The sequence below is a fragment of the Enterobacter cloacae complex sp. 302F9 genome (assembly GCF_050030335.1).
In the GTDB taxonomy this organism is placed as follows: domain Bacteria; phylum Pseudomonadota; class Gammaproteobacteria; order Enterobacterales; family Enterobacteriaceae; genus Enterobacter; species Enterobacter hormaechei_C.
In genome coordinates this window covers 3,211,829-3,228,336 of sequence record NZ_JBLGUC010000001.1, presented here as the reverse complement: position 1 = coordinate 3,228,336, position 16,508 = coordinate 3,211,829, and the positions used below count along the sequence as shown (strand labels likewise).

Below are 16,508 nucleotides of genomic sequence, written 5' to 3'. Positions count from 1 at the left end.
ATGCACGAGAATCAACAACCACAAACCGAGGCTTTTGAGCTGAGTGAAGCAGAGCGTGCCGCCATTGAGCACGAGATGCACCACTACGAAGACCCGCGTGCGGCGTCCATTGAAGCGCTGAAAATCGTACAGAAACAGCGTGGTTGGGTGCCGGATGGGGCGATCTACGAGATCGCAAAAGTGCTGGGCATTCCGGCAAGTGACGTAGAAGGCGTAGCCACGTTCTACAGCCAGATCTTCCGTCAGCCGGTAGGCCGCCATGTGATCCGCTACTGTGACAGCGTGGTCTGCCACATCACCGGTTATCAGGGCATTCAGGCTGCGATTGAGAAGAAACTCAATATCAAGCCGGGCCAGACCACCTTCGACGGACGCTTTACTCTGCTGCCAACCTGCTGCCTGGGTAACTGCGACAAGGGGCCGACCATGATGATTGATGAGGACACTCACAGCCATCTGACGCCGGAAGCAATTCCTGACCTGCTGGAGCAGTACAAATGAAAACTGTAATTCGTACTGCTGAGACGCATCCGCTGACCTGGCGTCTGCGTGATGACAAACAGCCGGTCTGGCTCGACGAATATCAGAGCAAAAACGGCTATGCCGGCGCGCGTAAAGCCCTCGGCGGCATGGCGCCGGACGACATCGTTAACGCGGTGAAAGAGTCTGGCCTGAAAGGCCGCGGCGGCGCGGGCTTCTCCACCGGTCTGAAGTGGAGCCTGATGCCGAAAGATGAATCCATGAACATCCGTTACCTGCTGTGTAACGCCGATGAAATGGAGCCGGGTACCTATAAAGACCGCCTGCTGATGGAACAGCTGCCGCACCTGCTGGTGGAAGGCATGCTGATCTCCGCGTTCGCGCTGAAAGCGTACCGTGGCTATATCTTCCTGCGCGGTGAATACATCGAAGCGGCTGAAAACCTGCGTCGCGCGATTGCCGAAGCCACTGAAGCCGGTCTGCTGGGTAAAAACATCCTGGGCACCGGGTTTGACTTCGAGCTGTTCGTGCACACCGGTGCCGGACGTTACATCTGCGGTGAAGAAACCGCGCTGATTAACTCCCTGGAAGGCCGCCGCGCGAACCCGCGCTCCAAGCCACCGTTCCCGGCAAGCTCCGGCGTGTGGGGTAAACCGACCTGCGTCAACAACGTCGAAACCCTGTGCAACGTCCCGGCGATCCTCGCGAACGGCGTGGAGTGGTATCAGGGCATCTCCTCAAGCAAAGATGCCGGTACCAAGCTGATGGGCTTCTCCGGTCGCGTGAAGAACCCTGGCGTCTGGGAGCTGCCGTTCGGCACCACCGCACGCGAAATTCTTGAAGACTACGCCGGCGGCATGCGCGATGGCCTGAAATTCAAAGCCTGGCAGCCGGGTGGGGCAGGGACGGACTTCCTGACCGAAGCCCACCTTGACCTGCCAATGGAGTTCGAAAGCATTGGTAAAGCAGGCAGCCGTCTGGGTACCGCGCTGGCGATGGCCGTCGACCACGAGATCGGCATGGTATCCCTGGTGCGTAACCTGGAAGAGTTCTTCGCCCGCGAGTCCTGCGGCTGGTGTACACCGTGCCGTGATGGTCTGCCGTGGAGCGTGAAGATCCTGCGTGCTATCGAACGTGGCGAAGGCCAGCCTGGCGATATCGAGACACTTGAGCAACTGTGTCGATTCTTAGGGCCGGGTAAAACCTTCTGTGCCCACGCACCGGGCGCCGTCGAGCCGCTGCAAAGCGCGATTAAATATTTCCGCGACGAATTCGAAGCAGGCATCAAGCAGCCGTTCAGCAATACCCATTCGATCAATGGTATTCAGCCGAACCTGCTGAAAGCGCGCTGGTAAAAACAGAATTTTGATTAACGCTCGGTTTCGGCCGAGCCAACTGGAAGCATGCTAATGGCTACGATTCATGTAGACGGCAAAGAATACGAAGTCAACGGGGCGGACAACCTGCTGGAAGCTTGTCTGTCTCTTGGCCTCGATATTCCGTACTTTTGCTGGCATCCGGCGCTGGGCAGCGTCGGTGCTTGCCGCCAGTGTGCGGTGAAGCAATATCAAAACGCGGAAGACACGCGTGGTCGCCTGGTGATGTCCTGTATGACGCCAGCCGCCGAAGGCACCTTTATTTCGATTGATGACGAAGAAGCCAAACAGTTCCGTGAAAGCGTGGTGGAGTGGTTGATGACCAACCACCCGCACGACTGTCCGGTATGTGAGGAGGGCGGTAACTGCCACCTTCAGGATATGACCGTCATGACCGGTCACAGCTTCCGTCGCTATCGCTTTACCAAGCGTACTCACCGTAACCAGGATCTGGGGCCGTTCATCTCTCACGAAATGAACCGTTGCATCGCCTGCTACCGCTGCGTGCGTTACTACAAAGATTATGCAGACGGTCAGGATCTGGGCGTATATGGCGCGCATGACAACGTCTACTTCGGTCGTCCGGAAGACGGTACGCTGGAAAGCGAATTCTCTGGTAACCTGGTAGAAATCTGTCCGACTGGCGTATTCACGGATAAAACCCACTCTGAACGTTACAACCGTAAATGGGACATGCAGTTTGCGCCAAGCATCTGCCAGCAGTGCTCCCTCGGCTGTAACACCAGCCCGGGTGAACGTTACGGCGAACTGCGTCGTATCGAAAACCGTTACAACGGTACCGTTAACCACTACTTCCTCTGCGACCGCGGTCGTTTCGGCTATGGCTATGTGAACCTGAAAGACCGTCCGCGTCAGCCGGTTCAGCGCCGTGGCGACGACTTCATTACCCTCAACGCCGAGCAGGCGATGCAGGGCGCGGCAGATATTCTGCGTCAGTCGAAGAAAGTGATCGGCATCGGCTCCCCGCGCGCCAGCATCGAAAGCAACTTCGCGCTGCGCGAGCTGGTTGGGGCGGAAAACTTCTACACCGGTATCGCCCAGGGCGAGCAGGAACGTCTCCAGCTGGTGCTGAAAGTGCTGCGTGAAGGCGGCATTCATACGCCTGCGCTGCGCGAAATCGAATCCTATGATGCGGTTCTGGTGCTCGGTGAAGACCTGACGCAGACCGGCGCACGCGCGGCTCTGGCGGTTCGTCAGGCGGTGAAAGGCAAAGCACGTGAAATGGCAGCGGCGCAGAAAGTGGCTGACTGGCAGATTGCGGCCATCCTTAACATCGGCCAGCGCGCGAAGCATCCTCTGTTTGTGACTAACGTCGACAACACCCGTCTGGACGATATCGCCGCGTGGACCTACTGCGCGCCGGTTGAAGATCAGGCGCGCCTCGGCTTTGCCATTGCCCACGCGCTGGACAGCAACTCGCCTGCCGTTGAACTGGATCGCGACCTGCAAAACAAGGTCGACGTGATTGTTCAGGCGCTGGCGGGGGCGAAGAAACCGCTGATTATTTCCGGTACCAACGCCGGTAGCGCTGAAATCATTCAGGCCGCAGCGAACGTTGCCAAAGCCCTGAAGGGCCGCGGCGCTGACGTCGGTGTGACTATGATTGCCCGTGCGGTGAACAGCATCGGTCTGGGTATGATTGGCGGCGGCTCGCTGGAAGACGCGTTAAGCGAACTGGAATCCGGTGCCGCTGACGCCGTTGTGGTGCTGGAAAACGACCTGCATCGCCATGCTTCTGCCGCTCGCGTTGACGCCGCGCTCTCCAGAGCGCCGCTGGTGATGGTTATCGACCATCAGCGCACCGCGATCATGGACAAAGCGCACCTCGTGCTCTCTGCGGCAAGCTTCGCAGAAAGCGACGGGACGGTGATCAACAACGAAGGCCGCGCCCAGCGTTTCTTCCAGGTTTATGACCCGGCCTACTACGACAGCAAAACCGTGATGCTGGAAAGCTGGCGCTGGCTGCACTCTCTGCACAGCACCGTGCAGAGCCGTGAAGTGGACTGGACGCAGCTCGACCACGTTATTGACGCGGTTGTTGAGAAACTGCCTCAGCTGGCGGGCATTAAAGACGCCGCGCCTGACGCAAGCTTCCGCATTCGCGGCCAGAAACTGGCGCGTGAGCCGCACCGCTACAGCGGTCGTACCGCGATGCGCGCCAACATCAGCGTGCACGAACCGCGTCAGCCGCAGGATAAAGACACCATGTTTGCCTTCTCGATGGAAGGGAACAACCAGCCGTCTGCGCCGCGTTCGCAAATCCCGTTTGCATGGGCACCGGGCTGGAACTCCCCGCAGGCATGGAACAAGTTCCAGGCTGAAGTGGGCGGTCACCTGCGCCACGGCGATCCGGGCGTGCGTCTGATTGAAGCCTCCGAAACCGGTCTGGACTTCTTCACCACCGTTCCGGCGAGCTTCCAGGCGCAGGAAGGTCACTGGCGTATTGCACCGTACTACCATCTGTTCGGTAGCGACGAAATGTCCCAGCGTTCTCCGGTATTCCAGCAGCGTATGCCGCAGCCGTACATCAAGCTCAACCCGGCGGATGCCGCGAAGCTTGGCGTTAACGCGGGTGCGAACATTGCCTTTAGCTACGACGGCCAGACAATCAGCCTGCCGCTGATTATTTCTGAACGCCTGTCAGCAGGGCAGGTGGGTCTGCCGATGGGTATGCCTGGCATCGCGCCGGTCCTGGCGGGTGCGCATCTTGATAACCTTCAGGAGGCAAAAGCATGAGTTGGTTAACGCCGGATCTTATCGACATCCTGCTGAGCATTCTGAAAGCGGTTGTGATTCTGCTGGTGGTCGTCACCTGCGGCGCGTTCATGAGCTTTGGTGAACGTCGTTTGCTCGGTCTGTTCCAGAACCGTTACGGACCGAACCGCGTGGGCTGGGGTGGTTCACTCCAGCTGGTCGCGGACATGATCAAGATGTTCTTTAAAGAGGACTGGGTTCCGCGCTTCTCGGACCGCGTGATCTTTACGCTGGCGCCGATGATTGCCTTCACCTCGCTGCTGCTGGCGTTTGCTATCGTTCCTGTCAGCCCGACCTGGGTGGTGGCTGACCTGAACATCGGCATTCTGTTCTTCCTGATGATGGCAGGCCTCGCGGTTTACGCGGTGCTGTTCGCAGGCTGGTCCAGTAACAACAAATACTCGCTGCTGGGTGCGATGCGTGCTTCCGCGCAGACGCTGAGCTACGAAGTGTTCCTGGGGCTCTCCCTGATGGGCGTGGTGGCGCAGGCCGGTTCATTTAACATGACCGACATCGTCAACAACCAGGCCGACATCTGGAACGTTATCCCGCAGTTCTTTGGGTTTATTACCTTTGCCATCGCGGGCGTGGCGGTGTGTCACCGTCACCCGTTTGACCAGCCAGAAGCCGAACAGGAACTGGCCGACGGTTACCACATTGAATATTCCGGTATGAAGTTCGGTCTGTTCTTCGTGGGCGAGTACATCGGTATCGTCACCATTTCCGCGTTGATGGTAACGCTGTTCTTTGGTGGCTGGCATGGCCCGTTCTTACCGCCGTTCATCTGGTTCGCGCTGAAAACCGCGTTCTTCATGATGATGTTCATTTTGATTCGCGCAGCGTTACCGCGTCCGCGTTATGACCAGGTAATGTCCTTCGGCTGGAAAGTGTGCCTGCCGCTGACGCTCGTCAACTTGTTGGTAACGGCGGCTGTCATTCTCTGGCAGCAGCCATAAGGGGCTTTGAGATCATGACCTTAAAAGAATTATTGGTAGGTTTCGGCACCCAGGTACGCAGTATCTGGATGATCGGCCTGCATGCGTTTGCCAAACGCGAAACCCGGATGTACCCGGAAGAGCCGGTATATCTGCCGCCGCGCTACCGTGGACGTATCGTGCTGACGCGCGACCCGGACGGTTCCGAGCGTTGCGTTGCCTGTAACCTGTGTGCGGTAGCGTGTCCGGTGGGCTGTATCTCTCTGCAAAAAGCAGAGACGGTAGACGGCCGCTGGTACCCTGAGTTCTTCCGCATCAACTTCTCACGCTGCATTTTCTGCGGTCTGTGTGAAGAAGCGTGCCCAACCACGGCGATTCAGCTGACTCCAGACTTCGAGCTGGGTGAGTACAAGCGTCAGGATCTGGTGTACGAGAAAGAGGATCTGCTGATTTCCGGTCCGGGCAAATACCCGGAATATAACTTCTACCGGATGGCGGGTATGGCAATCGACGGCAAAGATAAAGGCGAAGCAGAGAACGAAGCTAAGCCTATCGACGTCAAGAGCCTGTTACCGTAAGGAGAGGGCAATGGAATTCGCTTTTTATATCTGTGGCCTTATCGCCATCCTGGCTACGCTGCGAGTGATCACGCACACCAATCCGGTGCATGCGCTGCTGTATTTAATCATTTCGCTGCTGGCTATTTCCGGGGTGTTCTTTGCGCTGGGCGCGCACTTCGCTGGTGCGCTGGAAATCATCGTCTACGCCGGGGCCATCATGGTGCTGTTTGTGTTCGTGGTGATGATGCTGAACCTGGGCGGCTCTGAAATTGAGCAGGAACGTCAGTGGTTAAAACCGCAGGTGTGGATTGGTCCGGCAATTTTGTCGGCCATCATGCTGGCGGTGATTGTTTACGCCATTCTGGGCGTCAACGACCAGGGTATCGACGGGACGCCAATCAGCGCGAAAGCCGTGGGTATCACCCTGTTTGGTCCGTACGTTCTGGCGGTTGAGCTGGCCTCAATGCTGCTGCTGGCGGGTCTGGTTGTGGCCTTCCACGTTGGCCGCGAAGAGCGTGTCGGCGAGGTGCTGAGCAACCGCACTGACGACCGCGCGAAAAGAAAAACGGAGGAACGCGCATGATCCCCTTAACACATGGACTGATCCTCGCTGCGATTTTATTCGTTCTGGGCTTAACCGGTCTGGTTATCCGCCGCAATCTGCTGTTTATGCTGATCGGTCTGGAAATCATGATCAACGCTTCCGCGCTGGCCTTTGTGGTCGCCGGTAGCTACTGGGGCCAGACCGATGGTCAGGTGATGTACATTCTCGCCATCAGCCTCGCGGCTGCTGAAGCGAGTATTGGCCTGGCGCTGTTGCTACAGCTCCATCGTCGCCGCCAGAACCTGAACATCGATTCAGTAAGTGAGTTGCGTGGATGAACATGCTTGCCTTAACCATTATTTTTCCGCTGATTGGCTTCGTGCTGCTGGCTTTTTCTCGCGGCCGCTGGTCTGAGAATCTGTCTGCCACCGTGGGCATTGGCTCTATCGGCCTGGCTGCGCTGGTCACAGCGTATGCGGGTATCGACTTCTTTAACAATGGACGTCAGGCCTACAGCGTACCGCTGTGGAACTGGATGTCGGTCGGTAACTTCAACATCGGTTTCAACCTGGTGCTGGATGGTCTGTCTCTGACCATGCTCTCCGTAGTTACCGGCGTCGGCTTCCTGATCCACATGTTCGCCTCCTGGTACATGCGCGGTGAAGAGGGATACTCCCGCTTCTTCGCCTACACCAACCTGTTTATCGCCAGCATGGTGGTTCTGGTGCTGGCCGATAACCTGCTGCTGATGTATCTGGGCTGGGAAGGCGTGGGTCTGTGTTCTTACCTGCTGATCGGTTTCTACTACACCGATCCGAAGAATGGCGCAGCGGCCATGAAAGCGTTCGTCGTGACCCGCGTGGGTGACGTGTTCCTCGCTTTCGCGCTGTTCATTCTTTACAACGAACTGGGCACGCTAAACTTCCGCGAAATGGTGGAACTGGCGCCGGCGCACTTCGAAGCAGGCAACAACATGCTGTGGTGGGCAACGCTGATGCTGCTGGGTGGCGCTGTGGGTAAATCCGCGCAGTTGCCGTTGCAGACATGGCTGGCCGACGCGATGGCGGGTCCAACCCCTGTCTCCGCGCTGATCCACGCCGCAACCATGGTTACCGCCGGTGTCTACCTGATTGCGCGTACCCATGGCCTGTTCCTGATGACCCCGGAAATTCTGCATCTGGTGGGTATCGTCGGTGCGGTTACGCTGGTGCTGGCTGGCTTTGCCGCGCTGGTGCAGACCGACATCAAACGCGTTCTCGCGTACTCCACCATGAGCCAGATTGGCTACATGTTCCTGGCGCTGGGCGTTCAGGCGTGGGACGCGGCCATTTTCCACCTGATGACGCACGCGTTCTTTAAAGCGCTGCTGTTCCTCTCATCCGGTTCGGTGATTCTGGCCTGCCACCACGAGCAGAACATCTTCAAAATGGGCGGACTGCGTAAGTCTATCCCGCTGGTGTATGTCTGCTTCCTGGTAGGCGGCGCGGCGCTGGCGGCACTGCCGCTGATCACCGCAGGCTTCTTCAGTAAGGACGAAATCCTGGCGGGCGCCATGGCGAATGGTCATATCAATCTGATGGTTGCGGGTCTGGTCGGTGCGTTTATGACCTCCCTGTACACCTTCCGTATGATTTTCATCGTCTTCCACGGTAAAGAACAAATTCACGCTCACGCAGGGAAGGGGATTACCCACCACCTGCCGCTGATTGTGCTGCTGGTCCTGTCCACCTTCGTTGGCGCGATGATTGTGCCACCGTTGCAGGGCGTACTGCCGGCGACAACCGAGCTTGAGCACGGTCGCGTTCTGACGCTTGAAATCACCTCCGGCGTAGTGGCTATCGCGGGCATCCTGATTGCCGCATGGCTGTGGCTGGGCAAACGCACGCTGGTGACTGCCGTTGCCAACAGCGCGCCGGGCCGTCTGCTGGGCACCTGGTGGTACAACGCATGGGGCTTCGACTGGCTGTACGACATGATCTTCGTGAAGCCGTTCCTGGGCATTGCGTGGCTGCTGAAGCGCGATCCACTGAACAGCCTGATGAATATCCCGGCGATCCTCTCTCGCTTTGCAGGTAAAGGCCTGCTGTTCAGCGAGAACGGTTATCTGCGCTGGTATGTGGCGTCCATGAGCATCGGTGCGGTTGTCATACTGGCGCTGCTGATGGTGTTGCGTTGATTTTGAGTTAGCGGGGATTGTCGGGTGGCGCTTCGCTTACCCGACCTACGGACCGTAGGCCCGGTAAGCGAAGCGCCACCGGGCAAAAGGCCCCGCACTCAAACGTGAATTTTGTCGAATTCGTTGAAAATCGGTCCCTGAGGGACTTTAACAAGGAATAAAAATCGCCATGTTACTACCCTGGCTAATATTAATTCCCTTCATCGGCGGCTTCCTGTGCTGGCAGACCGAACGCTTTGGCGTGAAGATGCCGCGCTGGATCGCGCTGATCACCATGGGATTGACGCTCGCGCTTGGTCTGCAACTCTGGTTGCAGGGTGGCTACTCACTGACCCAGTCCGCGGGCCTTCCGCAGTGGCAGTCTGAGTTCATTCTGCCGTGGATCCCACGTTTCGGTATTACGATCCACCTCGCGATTGACGGTCTGTCGCTGCTGATGGTGGTGCTGACTGGTCTGCTCGGCGTTCTGGCGGTACTCTGCTCCTGGCGAGAAATCGAAAAATATCAGGGCTTCTTCCACCTGAACCTGATGTGGATCCTGGGCGGCGTGATCGGCGTGTTCCTGGCCATCGACATGTTCCTGTTCTTCTTCTTCTGGGAGATGATGCTGGTGCCGATGTACTTCCTGATCGCGCTGTGGGGCCATAAGGCGTCCGACGGTAAAACGCGTATCACGGCGGCCACCAAGTTCTTCATCTATACCCAGGCGAGTGGTCTGGTGATGCTGATTGCCATCCTGGCGCTGGTATTTGTGCATTACAATGCGACCGGCGTCTGGACCTTCAACTACGAAGACCTGCTGAAGACCCCGATGTCTCACGGTGTGGAATACCTGCTGATGCTCGGCTTCTTCATCGCCTTCGCGGTGAAAATGCCGGTCGTACCGCTGCACGGCTGGCTGCCGGACGCGCACTCTCAGGCGCCAACGGCGGGTTCCGTTGACCTGGCGGGTATCTTGCTGAAAACGGCGGCCTACGGTCTGCTGCGTTTCTCCCTGCCGCTGTTCCCGAACGCCTCCGCAGAGTTCGCGCCGATTGCCATGTGGCTTGGCGTGATCGGTATCTTCTACGGTGCATGGATGGCCTTCACGCAGTACGACATCAAACGTCTGATTGCTTACACCTCCGTTTCCCACATGGGCTTCGTGCTGATTGCCATCTACACCGGCAGCCAGCTGGCGTACCAGGGGGCGGTGATCCAGATGATTGCGCACGGCCTGTCTGCTGCCGGTCTCTTCATCCTGTGTGGTCAGCTGTACGAACGTCTGCATACCCGCGACATGCGTATGATGGGCGGCCTGTGGGGCAAAATGAAATGGCTGCCGGCGCTCTCCATGTTCTTCGCGGTGGCGACTCTGGGTATGCCGGGTACCGGTAACTTCGTCGGCGAGTTTATGATCCTGTTCGGCAGCTTCAACGTGGTACCGACGATCACCGTCATCTCCACCTTTGGTCTGGTATTTGCCTCCGTGTACTCGCTGGCGATGCTGCACCGCGCTTACTTCGGTAAAGCGAAGAGTGAAATTGCTGCACAAGAACTGCCGGGGATGTCGCTGCGTGAGCTGTTCATCATCCTGCTGCTGGTCGTACTGCTGGTGCTGCTGGGCTTCTATCCGCAGCCGATTCTGGATACCTCGCACTCCGCGATGGGTAACATCCAGCAGTGGTTTGTTAATTCTGCTTCTACTACAAGGCCGTAATTCGCCATGACAATAACTCCACAACAACTGATCGCGCTGCTACCGCTGCTGATCGTCGGATTGACGGTGGTGGTTGTGATGCTCTCCATTGCGTGGCGACGCAATCACTTCCTGAATGCGACCCTGTCCGTTCTGGGTCTGAACGCTGCGTTAGTTTCCCTCTGGTTTGTTGGCCAGGCGGGAGCGATGGACGTCACGCCGCTGATGCGCGTTGACGGTTACGCCATGCTCTACACCGGTCTGGTGCTGCTGGCGAGCCTGGCAACCTGTACCTTTGCGTATCCGTGGCTCGAAGGTTACAACGACAACAAAGAAGAGTTTTACCTGCTGGTACTGATTGCCGCACTGGGCGGTATTCTGCTGGCGAACGCGAACCACCTGGCCGCGCTGTTCCTCGGTATTGAGCTGATCTCACTCCCGCTGTTCGGCCTGATTGGTTACGCTTTCCGCCAGAAGCGCTCTCTGGAAGCGGCAATCAAGTACACGATCCTGTCTGCTGCCGCGTCGTCGTTCCTGCTGTTTGGTATCGCGCTGCTGTACGCACAGACGGGTAATCTCTCCTTCATGGCGCTCGGTAAGAGCCTTGGCGACGGCATGATGCATGAGCCGCTGCTGCTGGCGGGTCTGGGCATGATGATTGTTGGCCTTGGCTTTAAACTTTCACTGGTTCCGTTCCACCTGTGGACGCCAGACGTATACCAGGGTGCCCCTGCACCGGTCTCGACCTTCCTGGCGACGGCGAGCAAAATCGCTATCTTCGGTGTGGTCATGCGTCTGTTCCTGTACGCCCCGGTGGGTGACAGCGAAGCGGTCCGCGTGGTGCTGGGCATTATCGCGTTCGTGTCCATCATCTTCGGTAACCTGATGGCGCTGAGCCAGACCAACATCAAGCGTCTGCTGGGCTACTCCTCTATCTCCCATCTGGGTTACCTGCTGGTGGCGCTGATTGCGCTGCAAAGCGGTGAGATGTCGATGGAAACTGTGGGCGTCTATCTGGCCGGTTACCTGTTTAGCAGCCTCGGCGCGTTCGGCGTGGTGAGCCTGATGTCCAGCCCGTACCGTGGCCCGGATGCGGATTCCCTGTTCTCCTACCGTGGTCTGTTCTGGCACCGTCCGATTCTGTCTGCGGTAATGACCGTGATGATGCTCTCTCTGGCGGGTATCCCGATGACGCTGGGCTTTATCGGTAAGTTCTACGTGCTGGCCGTCGGTGTGCAGGCGGGTCTGTGGTGGCTGACGGCGGGTGTCGTTATCGGCTCCGCGATTGGTCTCTACTACTACCTGCGCGTTGCCGTGAGCCTGTACCTGAGCGCGCCTCAGCAGCTCAACCGCGATGCGCCGTCCAACTGGCAGTACAGCGCCGGCGGTATCGTGGTGCTGATCTCCGCGCTGCTGGTGCTGATCTTCGGTATCTATCCGCAGCCGCTGATTGATATCGTGCAGCGCGCGATGCCGCTGATGTAAAAACAAAAAACCCGCCTCGGCGGGTTTTTTATTGTTTTCTCCCTCTCCCCGTGGGAGAGGGCCGGGGTGAGGGCACCAGCCCGCACAGAGTAAAACATGCCCAGCGGCGCTACGCTTGCAGGGCCTACGGGTCCTGTAGATCGGGTAAGCGTAGCGCCACCCGACTAAGCCAGCTGCTTGCGGCTAATCAACGGCCCTTCAATCTTCTTCATCGAGCGGTCCAGCACCTCTTCAATCACCGACGACAGCTCGTTCAGCTCAAACTTCGCCACATAGCCGTCCGCCTTCACTTTGCGAATATGATCTTCGTTCGCGTTGCCGGAAAGAGACGAGTGGATCACCACCGGAATATCTTTCAGTACCGGGTCGGTTTTGATTTTGCGCGTCAGCGTAAATCCGTCCATCTCCGGCATTTCGAGGTCGGTTAATACCAGGGCAATCTTATCGGTAACGGGAACGCCCTCGGCCTGTGCCTGCGCGGCCAGCTGAGTGATTTTCTCCCATGCGTCTTTGCCGGTGATATGCAGCTGGGCCGGGATCTCCATCGCCTGCAATCCCTTCTCCAGCATTGAGCGCGCTACTTTTGAATCTTCTGCAACAATCGCGACAGAGCCAGGGTTGATGTTGAATTTGGTGGTTTCCAGATGGGTGGCGTGCAGATCGTGGTTCGCCGGGGTGATGTCGTACAGGATCTGCTCCACGTCCAGCACCATCGCCAGATCGTTGGTATCGGTCTTCTCGTCCAGACAGGCAATGCTGGTGATGTAGCGACCGCTGACGGCGGTTTCCGCGGCGTGCACCTGCTTCCAGTCCAGACGCATGATGTTTTCCACCGATTCTACGGCAAACGCCTGCACGCTGCGGGCATATTCGGTGATCAGCAGGATGTTCAGCCCGGTGGCTGGTTTGCAGCCGGCGACGGCGGCCAGATCGATCACCGGGATCACCTGGTCACGAATGTTCACCATCCCCATCAGCGGAGACTTCATTCCCGCCGGTTTGGTGAAGGTCGGCATCGGCACAATTTCGCGCAATTTGAATACGTTGATGCCGAACAGCTCGGATTTATTTTCGTTCAGAGAGGTGCCAAGACGGAACAGCAACAGTTCAAAACGGTTGGACAGGGTCAGGTTTGCCCTGTCATCAATATCTTTCTGGAAATTATCCATTCTACCCTCAAGAGAAATGCTGGCCTTTTAATCGTTATCGGCACGCTGAGGGAAAAATGAAGGACTAAACGCTGACCTGAGCAAAATCTTCCGCCAGCTCGCATGCCGGAAATACTTCCCGGCACTCTGCCAGCAGGCTTTCAGCGCCGCGGACGTCATAGCGTGAGCTGACGTGAGTAACAATCAGTTTCCGGACGCCAGCCTCACGTGCCAGCTGCGCCGCCTGACGCGTAGAGCTGTGCCCCCGGCTGTTGGCTTTTTCTTCCATCGCCGCTTCCAGCGTCGCCTCATGCACCATCACATCTACACCTCTGGCAAGCCTGAGCGCCGAAGGGCAGGGGGCGGTATCCCCAAAAATAGCCAGTTTTTTGCCCGGCTGCGGTGGGGCGAGGTAATCCTGACCGTTGATGACGCGCCCGTCTTCCAGCGTGACGGTCTCGCCGTGCTTCAGACGCTGGAACAGCGGGCCTGGTTTCACCCCATCAGCCTGCAACGCGGCGGCGTTCAGCGCCCCGGGCTTGTCATGCTCCTCAACGCGATAGCCGTAGCATTCCACCGGATGGTTAAGCGGGTAAGCGCGCACCAGGTAATCTCCGTCATCGAACACCAGACCCTCGCCGATCTCTAACACCTCCAGCGGATAATCGGTCCACGAGCCGCTCAGGCGCAGCGTGGTTTCAACAAATTCCTGAATACCCGCGGGGCCATAAATGGTCAGCGGGTTAGCGTTACCGGCCATCGAACGGCTGCACAGCAGGCCCGGCAGGCCAAACAGATGGTCGCCGTGCAGATGGGTGATAAATATTTTATCCACTTTCCCCGGGTGGTATGAGGTATGCAGCAGCTGATGTTGCGTACCCTCGCCGCAGTCAAACAGCCACAGCCCACCCCGGGTAGGATGCTTAAGATCCAGCAGAATCGCCGTCACGTTTCGTGAGCGGGTTGGCACCCCGGCGGACGTACCCAGAAAAATCAGTTCCATAACGCAATCAGCCCTTTGCCGAATGGGAAGGGGTTTAGTATAACGTGATGAACACCAGGAAGGAGAAACACATGATCCAGTGGCAAGATCTACACCACAGCGAACTGACCGTGCATTCACTCTACGCCCTGCTCAAGCTGCGCTGCGAAGTCTTTGTGGTTGAACAAACCTGCCCGTATCAGGATATCGACGGCGATGACCTGATCGGCGAGAACCGGCACATCCTCGGCTGGCGCGATAACGAGCTGGTGGCGTATGCGAGGATTCTGAAAAGCGAAGAGGATTTTGACCCTGTCGTCATTGGCCGCGTCATTATCAGCGGCCGCGCGCGCGGTGAAAAGCTGGGCTATCAGCTGATGGAAAAAACGCTGGACGCATGCCAGAAACAGTGGCCGGACAAGGCGTTATACCTGGGCGCGCAGGCGCATTTGCAATCATTCTATGGCCATTTTGGTTTTACCCCGGTCACGGACATTTACGACGAAGACGGCATCCCACACATCGGCATGGCACGCGAAGCGAAACAGGCGCAATAGCAATACGTTGTCTATAGTTACCGGACTGGTGTACTAACATGGAGAAAAATATGTCATTTCAATCCTGGGATACCCGAGTCGACGACGACCTGACGCTGCTAAGCGAAACGCTGGAAGAAGTGCTGCGCTCTTCAGGCGATCCTGCCGATCAGAAGTACATTGAGCTCAAAGCCCGCGCCGAGCAGGCGCTGCATGACGTGAAAAACCGCGTCAGTAACGCATCCGACAATTACTACTACCGCGCCAAGCAGGCGGTTTATCGTGCTGACGATTATGTGCATGAAAAACCGTGGCAGGGCATTGGGGTCGGTGCGGCCGTAGGGCTGGTGCTGGGTCTGCTGTTAGCCCGTCGTTAAGCCGGTAAACCACTCCCTACACGTGGGTACTGCTATTTATCGTCAGTACCCCGTATAATATAAGGCTTTAACAGGGAGAGGTTCGCGTGCACTCGATTTTCCTCGCGCTGCAAAGCCTGCGTACTCAGCTTGCGCAAGCATTGCCAGCTACACCCGGTTTACGCCATTTCGATGTCTCTTTCCCGTTAAACGACGCCTTCGATCCGCTGGCCTGGCTCGGTGTGCAGCGATGCTATCCTCAGTTTTACTGGCAACAGCGCAGCGGTGATGAAGAACTTGCCGCGCTCGGAAGCCTCGCCCATTTCGATTCTCTGGCCTCGGCCTCGCGGTTTTTGCACACCCACGACGTAGCCAATGACACCCGTATCTGCGGCCTGAACGCCTTCAACCCGGCGCAGGGCAAGTTGTTTTTACCGCGCCTTCTCTGGCGACGGTCTGGCGGGGTCGCCACGCTGCGTCTGCAACTGTGGAGCGAAACGTCGCTGCGGGAAGATGCCCGTGAGGCGCTGAATTTTGTCGATAACCTGCGCGACGCCGCGCCGATCCGCCCGTTGTCCGTGCAGATTGTGCAGGAAACCCATCATCCGGAAAAACCGGAATGGCTGGCGTTGATTCGTCAGGCGACGGATACCCTTGCTCGCGGCGATTTTGAGAAAGTGGTCCTCGCACGTGCTACAGACGTGCATTGCCAGCAGTCCGTGAATGCCATCGCGCTGATGGCTGCCAGCCGCGCGCTAAACCTCAACTGTTATCATTTTTGTATGGTCTTTGACGCCAGCAACGCGTTCCTCGGCTCGACGCCCGAACGCCTGTGGCGGCGACGCGGCACGCTGCTGCGCACTGAAGCGCTGGCAGGCACCGTCGCCAGCCATTCTGACGATAAGCAGGCTCAGCGTCTGGGCGACTGGCTGATGAACGACGACAAAAATCAGCGGGAAAATATGCTGGTGGTGGAAGATATCTGCCAGCGTCTTCAGCACCATACCCGGACGCTGGAGATCCTGCCTGCGCAGGTGCTGCGTCTGCGCAAGGTGCAGCATTTACGTCGCTGTATCTGGACCGAACTTAAACAGCCTGACGACGAGCAGTGCCTGCATATTCTGCAACCGACGGCGGCGGTGGCCGGGCTGCCGCGACAGGCGGCGCGAGAATTTATTGCGAAAGTGGAGCCGTTTGACCGGGAGTGGTACGCCGGGTCGGCGGGCTATTTATCGCGCGATCAAAGCGAATTCTGTGTGGCATTACGCTCCGCCCGCGTTCACGACGCTGCGCTGCGTCTTTATGCGGGGGCGTGCATCGTCAGCGGCTCCGATCCGGAGCAGGAGTGGCAGGAGATCGAAAACAAGGCCGCCGGGCTGCGTTCCCTTCTCCTAAGGGATTAATACTGATTCGTGCAATCCCGATTCATATCAAAATTCTGACTTTTTCTATTATTTATACTGTGTCGCATTCTTGA

General features: G+C 57.7%; 15 protein-coding genes. 13 read left to right on the top strand and 2 right to left on the bottom strand.

Features of this window, described 5'->3' with window-relative positions; all coding sequences use genetic code 11:
- The 10 genes from nuoE to nuoN all read left to right on the top strand — a co-directional run bounded on the left by nuoE (position 1) and on the right by nuoN (position 12,009).
- Positions 1-501, top strand: a complete 501-nt coding sequence (gene nuoE, locus ACQG0T_RS15560; RefSeq protein ID WP_006176513.1) for an NADH-quinone oxidoreductase subunit NuoE — start codon at positions 1-3, stop codon at positions 499-501.
- On the top strand, positions 498-1,835 hold the full coding sequence (gene nuoF / locus ACQG0T_RS15555; protein ID WP_003861487.1) for an NADH-quinone oxidoreductase subunit NuoF: 1,338 nt from the start codon (positions 498-500) through the stop codon (positions 1,833-1,835). The genes nuoE and nuoF overlap by 4 nt, the downstream gene beginning before the upstream one ends.
- A gap of 54 nt (positions 1,836-1,889) precedes the next feature.
- On the top strand, positions 1,890-4,613 hold the full coding sequence (gene nuoG / locus ACQG0T_RS15550) for an NADH-quinone oxidoreductase subunit NuoG (RefSeq protein WP_252051221.1): 2,724 nt from the start codon (positions 1,890-1,892) through the stop codon (positions 4,611-4,613).
- Positions 4,610-5,587, top strand: coding sequence for an NADH-quinone oxidoreductase subunit NuoH (gene nuoH / locus ACQG0T_RS15545; RefSeq protein WP_003861490.1), 978 nt, complete (start codon positions 4,610-4,612; stop codon positions 5,585-5,587). Before nuoG ends, nuoH begins: the two co-directional genes overlap by 4 nt.
- A 14-nt stretch (positions 5,588-5,601) precedes the next feature.
- The gene (gene nuoI / locus ACQG0T_RS15540; protein ID WP_003861491.1) at positions 5,602-6,144 is read left to right on the top strand and encodes an NADH-quinone oxidoreductase subunit NuoI; all 543 of its coding nucleotides are present in this window, start codon (positions 5,602-5,604) and stop codon (positions 6,142-6,144) included.
- 10 nt (positions 6,145-6,154) lie between these two features.
- The gene (gene nuoJ / locus ACQG0T_RS15535) at positions 6,155-6,709 is read left to right on the top strand and encodes an NADH-quinone oxidoreductase subunit J (RefSeq protein WP_003861493.1); all 555 of its coding nucleotides are present in this window, start codon (positions 6,155-6,157) and stop codon (positions 6,707-6,709) included.
- Complete coding sequence (gene nuoK / locus ACQG0T_RS15530) at positions 6,706-7,008, top strand: NADH-quinone oxidoreductase subunit NuoK (protein ID WP_003861496.1); 303 nt, start codon at positions 6,706-6,708, stop codon at positions 7,006-7,008. Before nuoJ ends, nuoK begins: the two co-directional genes overlap by 4 nt.
- Complete coding sequence (gene nuoL, locus ACQG0T_RS15525) at positions 7,005-8,846, top strand: NADH-quinone oxidoreductase subunit L (RefSeq protein WP_015572272.1); 1,842 nt, start codon at positions 7,005-7,007, stop codon at positions 8,844-8,846. The genes nuoK and nuoL overlap by 4 nt, the downstream gene beginning before the upstream one ends.
- A gap of 169 nt (positions 8,847-9,015) precedes the next feature.
- Complete coding sequence (nuoM, locus tag ACQG0T_RS15520) at positions 9,016-10,545, top strand: NADH-quinone oxidoreductase subunit M (RefSeq protein ID WP_003861498.1); 1,530 nt, start codon at positions 9,016-9,018, stop codon at positions 10,543-10,545.
- Between the two features lie 6 nt (positions 10,546-10,551).
- A complete protein-coding gene (gene nuoN, locus ACQG0T_RS15515) occupies positions 10,552-12,009 on the top strand; it encodes an NADH-quinone oxidoreductase subunit NuoN (protein ID WP_015572273.1) in 1,458 nt (485 codons plus the stop codon).
- A gap of 164 nt (positions 12,010-12,173) precedes the next feature.
- Here nuoN and ACQG0T_RS15510 read toward each other — a convergent pair whose 3' ends face one another.
- On the bottom strand, positions 12,174-13,178 hold the full coding sequence (locus ACQG0T_RS15510; protein ID WP_033487377.1) for a chemotaxis protein: 1,005 nt from the start codon (positions 13,176-13,178) through the stop codon (positions 12,174-12,176).
- Between the two features lie 64 nt (positions 13,179-13,242).
- Positions 13,243-14,160: a ribonuclease BN gene (rbn, locus tag ACQG0T_RS15505; protein ID WP_015572275.1), complete on the bottom strand. Its 918-nt coding sequence runs from the start codon at positions 14,158-14,160 to the stop codon at positions 13,243-13,245.
- Between the two features lie 71 nt (positions 14,161-14,231).
- Between rbn and ACQG0T_RS15500 the strand changes: the two genes are divergently transcribed.
- The 3 genes from ACQG0T_RS15500 to menF all read left to right on the top strand — a co-directional run bounded on the left by ACQG0T_RS15500 (position 14,232) and on the right by menF (position 16,434).
- A complete protein-coding gene (locus ACQG0T_RS15500; protein ID WP_023295084.1) occupies positions 14,232-14,696 on the top strand; it encodes a GNAT family N-acetyltransferase in 465 nt (154 codons plus the stop codon).
- Between the two features lie 50 nt (positions 14,697-14,746).
- On the top strand, positions 14,747-15,052 hold the full coding sequence (gene elaB / locus ACQG0T_RS15495) for a stress response protein ElaB (protein ID WP_017693006.1): 306 nt from the start codon (positions 14,747-14,749) through the stop codon (positions 15,050-15,052).
- Between the two features lie 86 nt (positions 15,053-15,138).
- Complete coding sequence (gene menF / locus ACQG0T_RS15490; protein WP_426723822.1) at positions 15,139-16,434, top strand: isochorismate synthase MenF; 1,296 nt, start codon at positions 15,139-15,141, stop codon at positions 16,432-16,434.
- Positions 16,435-16,508: the final 74 nt, after the last annotated feature.